The sequence below is a fragment of the Pseudomonas cyclaminis genome (genome assembly GCF_015163715.1).
GTDB classification, from domain to species: domain Bacteria; phylum Pseudomonadota; class Gammaproteobacteria; order Pseudomonadales; family Pseudomonadaceae; genus Aquipseudomonas; species Aquipseudomonas cyclaminis.
Genome location: NZ_JADDUM010000302.1, coordinates 1 through 6,445 on the forward strand (window position 1 = coordinate 1; position 6,445 = coordinate 6,445).

General features: G+C 58.9%; 8 protein-coding genes. 6 read left to right on the plus strand and 2 right to left on the minus strand.

Annotated elements, in window-relative coordinates; all coding sequences use genetic code 11:
* A partial coding sequence (locus tag IQK56_RS28915) for an Rne/Rng family ribonuclease (RefSeq protein ID WP_193901922.1) occupies positions 1 to 1,005 on the minus strand: 1,005 nt, incomplete at its 3' end.
* A gap of 759 nt (positions 1,006 to 1,764) precedes the next feature.
* On the opposite strand from IQK56_RS28915, the gene rluC reads away from it, so the two are divergent.
* Genes rluC through IQK56_RS28930 form a run of 3 tightly spaced genes read left to right on the plus strand, consistent with a single transcriptional unit; the run spans position 1,765 to position 4,378 of the window.
* Positions 1,765 to 2,724 carry a 23S rRNA pseudouridine(955/2504/2580) synthase RluC gene (gene rluC, locus IQK56_RS28920; protein ID WP_071483181.1) on the plus strand — a complete coding sequence of 320 codons (960 nt, stop codon included), beginning with the start codon at positions 1,765 to 1,767 and terminating at the stop codon, positions 2,722 to 2,724.
* Complete coding sequence (locus tag IQK56_RS28925; RefSeq protein WP_193862330.1) at positions 2,711 to 3,373, plus strand: HAD-IA family hydrolase; 663 nt, start codon at positions 2,711 to 2,713, stop codon at positions 3,371 to 3,373. Before rluC ends, IQK56_RS28925 begins: the two co-directional genes overlap by 14 nt.
* 21 nt (positions 3,374 to 3,394) lie before the next feature.
* Positions 3,395 to 4,378 (plus strand): S49 family peptidase, encoded by a 984-nt coding sequence (locus tag IQK56_RS28930; RefSeq protein ID WP_122306485.1) that lies wholly within the window; start codon positions 3,395 to 3,397, stop codon positions 4,376 to 4,378.
* A 43-nt stretch (positions 4,379 to 4,421) separates the two neighbouring features.
* On the opposite strand, the gene IQK56_RS28935 is transcribed toward IQK56_RS28930, so the two are convergent.
* A complete protein-coding gene (locus IQK56_RS28935) occupies positions 4,422 to 5,000 on the minus strand; it encodes a Maf family protein (RefSeq protein WP_193862331.1) in 579 nt (192 codons plus the stop codon).
* Positions 5,001 to 5,105: 105 nt separating this feature from the next.
* Between IQK56_RS28935 and IQK56_RS28940 the strand changes: the two genes are divergently transcribed.
* The 3 genes from IQK56_RS28940 to IQK56_RS28950 form a co-directional block, all read left to right on the plus strand.
* On the plus strand, positions 5,106 to 5,636 hold the full coding sequence (locus IQK56_RS28940; protein ID WP_032886799.1) for a YceD family protein: 531 nt from the start codon (positions 5,106 to 5,108) through the stop codon (positions 5,634 to 5,636).
* Positions 5,637 to 5,649: 13 nt separating this feature from the next.
* Positions 5,650 to 5,832, plus strand: coding sequence for a 50S ribosomal protein L32 (rpmF, locus tag IQK56_RS28945; protein ID WP_008152339.1), 183 nt, complete (start codon positions 5,650 to 5,652; stop codon positions 5,830 to 5,832).
* A gap of 4 nt (positions 5,833 to 5,836) precedes the next feature.
* Positions 5,837 to 6,445: phosphate acyltransferase (locus IQK56_RS28950; protein ID WP_193901923.1), on the plus strand; the 609-nt coding region annotated here is incomplete at its 3' end.

Here is a 6,445-nt window from a genome sequence, read left to right on the forward strand (position 1 = left end):
ATCACGCAGGCGCAACTGGCGGGCGATTTCTTCAGCCGCTTCCAGGTTGGTCTGCAGGGCGGTTTCTTCGATGTCGCTGCCTTTGGTCGCACGCGCCGAGTTGATGTCGATGGACACCAGGGCTTCGGTCGGGTCGATCACGATGGAGCCGCCGGAAGGCAGTTCGACCACGCGCTGGAAGGCGGTCTCGATCTGGCTTTCGATCTGGAAACGGTTGAACAGCGGAACGCTGTCTTCGTACAGCTTGATCTTGCTGGCGTACTGCGGCATCACCTGGCGGATGAAGGTCAGGGCTTCGTCCTGGGCTTCAACGCTGTCGATCAGCACTTCGCCGATGTCCTGGCGCAGGTAATCGCGGATGGCGCGGATGATCACGTTGCTTTCCTGGTAGATCAGGAACGGCGCGGAACGATCCAGGGACGCTTCTTTGATGGCGGTCCACAGTTGCAGCAGGTAGTCGAGGTCCCACTGCATTTCTTCGCTGCTGCGGCCCAGGCCGGCAGTGCGAACGATCAGGCCCATGTCGGCCGGCGCGATCAGGCCGTTCAGCGCTTCACGCAGTTCGTTGCGTTCTTCGCCTTCGATGCGACGGGAGATACCGCCGGCACGTGGGTTGTTCGGCATCAGCACCAGGTAACGGCCGGCCAGGGAGATGAAAGTGGTCAGGGCTGCGCCCTTGTTGCCACGTTCTTCTTTTTCGACCTGGACGATGACTTCCTGGCCTTCGCTCAGGACGTCCTTGATGTTCACGCGGCCTTCAGGAGCTTTCTTGAAGTATTCTCGGGAGATTTCTTTGAGGGGCAGGAAGCCGTGGCGCTCGGAGCCGAAATCGACAAAGGCAGCCTCAAGGCTTGGTTCGATGCGAGTAATACGGCCTTTATAGATGTTGGCCTTCTTCTGCTCGCGTGCACCGGATTCGATGTCCAGGTCGTAGAGGCGCTGGCCATCTACCAGTGCAACACGCAACTCTTCGGGTTGAGTTGCGTTAATCAGCATTCTTTTCATGTTGTACCGTCGGTTTCCGGGCTGCCGGAAACGGCGTTCGGCACACACGACTTCTCACGGTCGGTGTCAGGTGCGTCAAGAGTGGTTGGCCACTCCAGTGTCCAGCAAAATCGGCCAATGTGGGCCGGTATCGCGACGGACGCGTCCTGCTTGTTAGCGGTGGTGACAAAGGCACCACTTCAACAAAAGCTAAGGTCAGGAGGAGGAATCAACCGGCGACTGTGGACGAGATGAAGCGTCTAAATATAAGCCTAGTGCTACACGGTCCGACGGTTGTGCATCTCCACCCTACACGTATCCCTGATAATTCGGGTGCTGCCGCGCGCAGAATCCGCAGCGGGTTGGCATTTACCGTGTTCTCCAATGGGGAGTTCACGCTCATGGCTAAACAAGACTGAATGTGGGCGACTGCGCTCACACTCAGCTCTTAACAGGCGTTGTTTCCGAAGCATTCGCCGTGGTCTGGCACAAGACTGACTGCACTTTGTGAACTGGCCGTAAATATCGGCGCAGAACGCGAGTATTCACTCTGCTTTCTGCACTCGCTTCAGGCCTCATGTCACCTGCGCTTGTTACAATCTCGAACCTTCCAGGGTGGCGAAAGCCCCGTAGGACGGCCTCGCGTCCTGATGAATTGCGATGGTCAGGGCCGGCAGTTTGCCGCAAGTCCTCTGTCCAGGCCGCTTTTGGCGGCGTTCGCGACTATAGCAGCAATGATTAAGTGCTTCAATTCCATAAAAAATTGTTATCATCGCCGCCATGACGACTACCGCCCCCCAGACCCCCAGCGTCCAGCTGCTTGAGGTCTCGCCGGAATATGCCGGCCAACGCATCGACAACTTTCTCCTGGCCAGGCTCAAAGGCGTGCCCAAGACCTTGATTTACCGCATTTTGCGTAAAGGCGAAGTGCGCGTGAACAAGGGTCGGATCAAGCCCGAGTACAAGCTGCAGGCGGGCGATATCGTCCGTGTGCCGCCGGTACGCGTGCCTGAACGGGACGAACCCGTGCCCCTGGCCCAAGGCCTGCTGCAACGCCTGGAAGCCTCGATTGTCTTCGAAGACAACAAGCTCATCGTGATCAACAAGCCCTGCGGCATCGCGGTCCATGGCGGCAGCGGCCTGACCTTCGGGGTGATCGAAGCCTTTCGCCAGTTGCGCCCGGATGCCAAGGAGCTGGAGTTGGTCCATCGATTGGACCGCGACACCTCCGGGCTGTTGATGATTGCCAAGAAGCGCAGCATGTTGCGCCACCTGCACACCGCCCTGCGTGGTGATGGCGTGGACAAGCGCTACATGGCGCTGGTGCGTGGCAACTGGGCCAGCTCCATCAAAAGCGTTCGTGCACCGTTGCAGAAGAGCAACCTGCGTTCCGGCGAGCGTATGGTTGAAGTGGACGAGGAGGGTAAAGAAGCCCTGACCCTGTTCAAGGTGCTGCGCCGCTTCGGTGACTTCGCCACCATGGTCGAGGCCAAGCCGGTGACTGGCCGTACCCACCAGATTCGTGTGCACACCTTGCATGCGGGCCACTGCATCGCTGGCGATACCAAATACGGCGACGAAGACTTTTCCAAGGAAATTCGGGATTTGGGCGGTAAGCGCCTGTTTCTCCATGCCTACATGCTGACTGTGCCGCTGCCGGATGGTGGCGAACTGAAGTTGCAGGCGCCGGTGGACGAGATGTGGGCCAAGACCGTGGAGCGTTTGAGTGTCGCACCTTGAATACAAGCTACTGATTTTTGATTGGGACGGGACGCTGGCCAACTCCATTGGTCGCATTGTTGAGTCGATGCATATGGCGTCCACCCGCTCAGGCTTTGCGTTGTGCAGCGACTTGGCAGTCAAGGGCATTATTGGTCTGGGCCTGCCTGAAGCGATCCGTACCCTGTACCCCGAAATCAGTGACGCTGAGCTGATCGCCTTTCGCGAACATTACGCTGATCACTACATTGCGCTGGAAGCTGAGCCCTCGCCGCTGTTTGAGGGCGTTGTGCAATCTCTGGAGGCGTTTCGCGCCGAGGGTTATCACTTGGCTGTCGCCACTGGCAAGGCCCGGCGCGGGCTGGATCGAGTGCTCAAGGCTCATGGCTGGGAAAACTACTTCGACATCACCCGCGCAGCGGATGAAACCGCCAGCAAACCTCACCCTCTGATGCTGGAGCAGATCCTCGCTCATTGCGGTGTGTCGCCGCGCCAGGCGCTGATGGTGGGCGATGCCTCCTTCGACCTGATGATGGCGCGCAATGCTGGCATGGACAGCGTGGCGGTCAGCTATGGCGCCCAGGCGGCCGAGGCCTTGCAGCAATACGAGCCCAGGCTGACGATTGATCATTTTTCCGAATTGCAGGCCTGGCTGAGTCGGGCCCAATAAGTCTTTGCTGGGGTTGATGGCATGAGTGACGAGTGGAAAGCGCCTGAAAAGGCTGGAAGTAGTGACGACAAAAGCTGGAAGCTGCTGGAGAAAACCCTCCTGGCTGGCGTTCAGGAGCAGCGTCGCGCACGGCGCTGGGGGATTTTCTTCAAGCTGCTGACCTTCACGTATCTGTTGCTCATGCTGGCGCTGTTCAGTCCGCTGATGGATATGGAGAAAAGCGCAACCCGTGGCGCCAACTACACCGCGTTGATCGAAGTGCGCGGTGTGATTGCCGACAAGGAGCCAGCCAGCGCCGATAACATCGTCGGCAGCCTGCGTGCTGCCTTCGAGGATCCCAAGGTCAAAGGCGTGATCCTGCGCATCAACAGCCCCGGCGGCAGTCCGGTGCAGTCGGGTTATGTGTATGACGAGATTCGGCGTCTGCGCGGCCTGCATCCGGATATCAAGCTGTACGCAGTGATTTCCGACCTGGGGGCTTCGGGTGCCTATTACATTGCCAGTGCTGCTGACCAGATTTATGCCGACAAGGCCAGCCTGGTGGGTTCCATTGGTGTGACGGCAGCCGGTTACGGCTTTGTCGGCGCCATGGAGAAGCTCGGCGTTGAGCGTCGCACCTATACGTCGGGCGAGCACAAGTCGTTCCTGGATCCGTTCCAGCCGCAAAAGGCCGATGAAACCCAATTCTGGCAGGGCGTGCTCGATACTACTCATCGCCAGTTCATAGCCAGCGTGAAGCAGGGGCGTGGTGATCGTTTGAAGGATAAAGACCATCCGGAGCTGTTCTCCGGGTTGGTGTGGTCCGGCGAGCAGGCGTTGCCGCTGGGCTTGATCGATGGCCTGGGCAGTGCCAGTTCGGTGGCGCGGGACGTGATTGGCGAGAAGGAGCTGGTGGATTTCACGGTTGAGGAATCGCCGTTTGATCGCTTCTCCAAGAAGCTCGGTGCCAGCGTGGCTGAGAAGCTTGCGCTGTACATGGGCTTCCAGGGCCCGACGCTGCGCTGAGGTCTCAAGTCAGGCCTGGATCAAAATGTGGGAGGGGGTGTGTTCAGGGGATTGGCACGCCTTCAGCCAGTAGCATGTCCACCAGGCGGATCAGCGGCAGTCCTATCAGGCTGGTGGCGTCCGGCCCTTCGGTGCTCTGGAACAAGCTCACGCCCAGTCCTTCTGCCTTGAAACTGCCCGCGCAGTCATACGGCTGCTCAAGGCGCAGGTAGCGTTCAATGCGCGCTGCATCCAGCTCGCGCATGTGCACGGTGAAGGGGATGCAGTCCACCTGGCAGTGCCCGGTCTCGCTGTTAAGCAATGCAAGGCCGGTGAGGAAGCTCACACGCTTGCCGCTGGCGGCCAGGAGCTGGTCGCGGGCGTTTTCGAACGTGTGCGGCTTGCCGATGATGCGGCCGTCCAGCGCAGCGACTTGGTCCGAGCCGATAATCAAGTGGCCAGGATGACGGGCGGCGAGGGCGCGGGCTTTCTCTTCTGCCAGGCGTTTGACCAGCTCCACTGCGGATTCATGTGCACCGTGGCTTTCGTCGATATCCGGCGAGCTGCAGGTGAACGGCAGGTGCAGGCGGCTGAGCAATTCCCGGCGGTAAACCGAGCTGGAAGCGAGTAATAAAGGCAACATATACGACTCCTCAAGGCAGCCGCCGATTCTAGCGGGGCGACCGGCTGACGCACAGGGCTGAATTTCCTTTGACATGGCTGGGTGCATCCCTATAATGCTGCGCCTATGTTGAATGACCCGATTCCACCTCACGTTGACCCGCGCAAATTGGCTGATCGTGGCACTTCCCTTCAAGGTGAATTGCTGCTGGCCGATTTGGAGAGACTCTGCGACCCGCTTTCCGACACTGTCGGTACGGTGCAGGCCAAATTCGTTTTTGAACGAGATGAACGTAAATCTGTGGTAATCCACAGTTTTATCGACACCGAGGTCAAAATGGTTTGCCAGCGTTGTCTTGAGCTGGTCACCCTGCCGATTCACAGCGAATGCAGTTACGCTGTGGTGAAGGAGGGTGCGAATACCCAGTCGTTGCCGAAAGGTTATGACGTGCTGGAACTGGGCGAAGATCCATTGGATCTGCATGCACTGATCGAGGAGGAGCTTCTGCTCGCCTTGCCCATTGTGCCTGCTCATCATCCGGAAGAATGCCAGCAGCCGGAGGGTCTCGATGACGAGGCCGAACCGAGCGAGGACGAGGTAACGCGGTCCAACCCGTTCAGTGTATTGGCGCAGTTAAAGCGTGACCCAAACGTTTAGGAGTTAATCAATTATGGCTGTTCAGCAGAACAAAAAATCCCGTTCCGCCCGTGACATGCGTCGTTCGCACGATGCCCTGACGGCGAGCACTCTGTCTGTAGAAAAAACCACCGGTGAAATTCACCTGCGTCACCACGTATCGCCAGAAGGCGTATACCGTGGCCGTAAAGTGATCGACAAGGGCGCTGACGAGTAATCACTTGTCTGCTCAAGTCATCGCGATTGACGCAATGGGCGGGGACTTCGGTCCCCGCAGCATTGTTCAGGCCTGCATTGCCAGCCTGATTGCTACGCCCTCGCTGCACCTGACCCTTGTCGGTCAACCCTCACTCCTTGAAGAATTGATTGCCAGCCATCCGGTTGTGGATCGCGCGCGCCTGACGATTACGCCGGCCAGCGAAACCATCAGCATGGATGACAAGCCGGCGACGGCCCTGCGCGGCAAGCCTGACTCTTCAATGCGCGTGGCCCTGGAATTATTGCGTGATGGCAAGGTGCAAGCCTGTGTCAGTGCCGGTAATACCGGAGCGTTGATGGCGTTGTCGCGGCATGTGCTCAAGACGCTGCCCGGCATTGACCGGCCGGCGATGGTTGCAGCGATTCCAACGCAAAAAGGCTATTGCCAGTTGCTGGACCTGGGCGCGAACGTGGATTGCAGTGCCGAGCACTTGTTCCAGTTTGCCGTGATGGGCTCGGTGGCCGCCGAGGCGCTGGGTGTGGCCCGGCCGCGTGTGGCCTTGCTGAACATCGGCACCGAAGACATCAAGGGCAATCAGCAGGTCAAGCTTGCCGCCACGCTATTGCAGGGG

What these genes read in the sequence shown, in the direction of transcription:
- rluC (WP_071483181.1), top strand. Translation starts at nt 1,765, where the DNA reads ATGACGACTACCGCCCCCCAGACCCCCAGCGTCCAGCTGCTTGAGGTC.
- IQK56_RS28930 (WP_122306485.1), top strand. Translation starts at nt 3,395, where the DNA reads ATGAGTGACGAGTGGAAAGCGCCTGAAAAGGCTGGAAGTAGTGACGAC.
- IQK56_RS28935 (WP_193862331.1), bottom strand. Translation starts at nt 5,000, where the DNA reads ATGTTGCCTTTATTACTCGCTTCCAGCTCGGTTTACCGCCGGGAATTG.
- IQK56_RS28940 (WP_032886799.1), top strand. Translation starts at nt 5,106, where the DNA reads ATGTTGAATGACCCGATTCCACCTCACGTTGACCCGCGCAAATTGGCT.
- rpmF (WP_008152339.1), top strand. Translation starts at nt 5,650, where the DNA reads ATGGCTGTTCAGCAGAACAAAAAATCCCGTTCCGCCCGTGACATGCGT.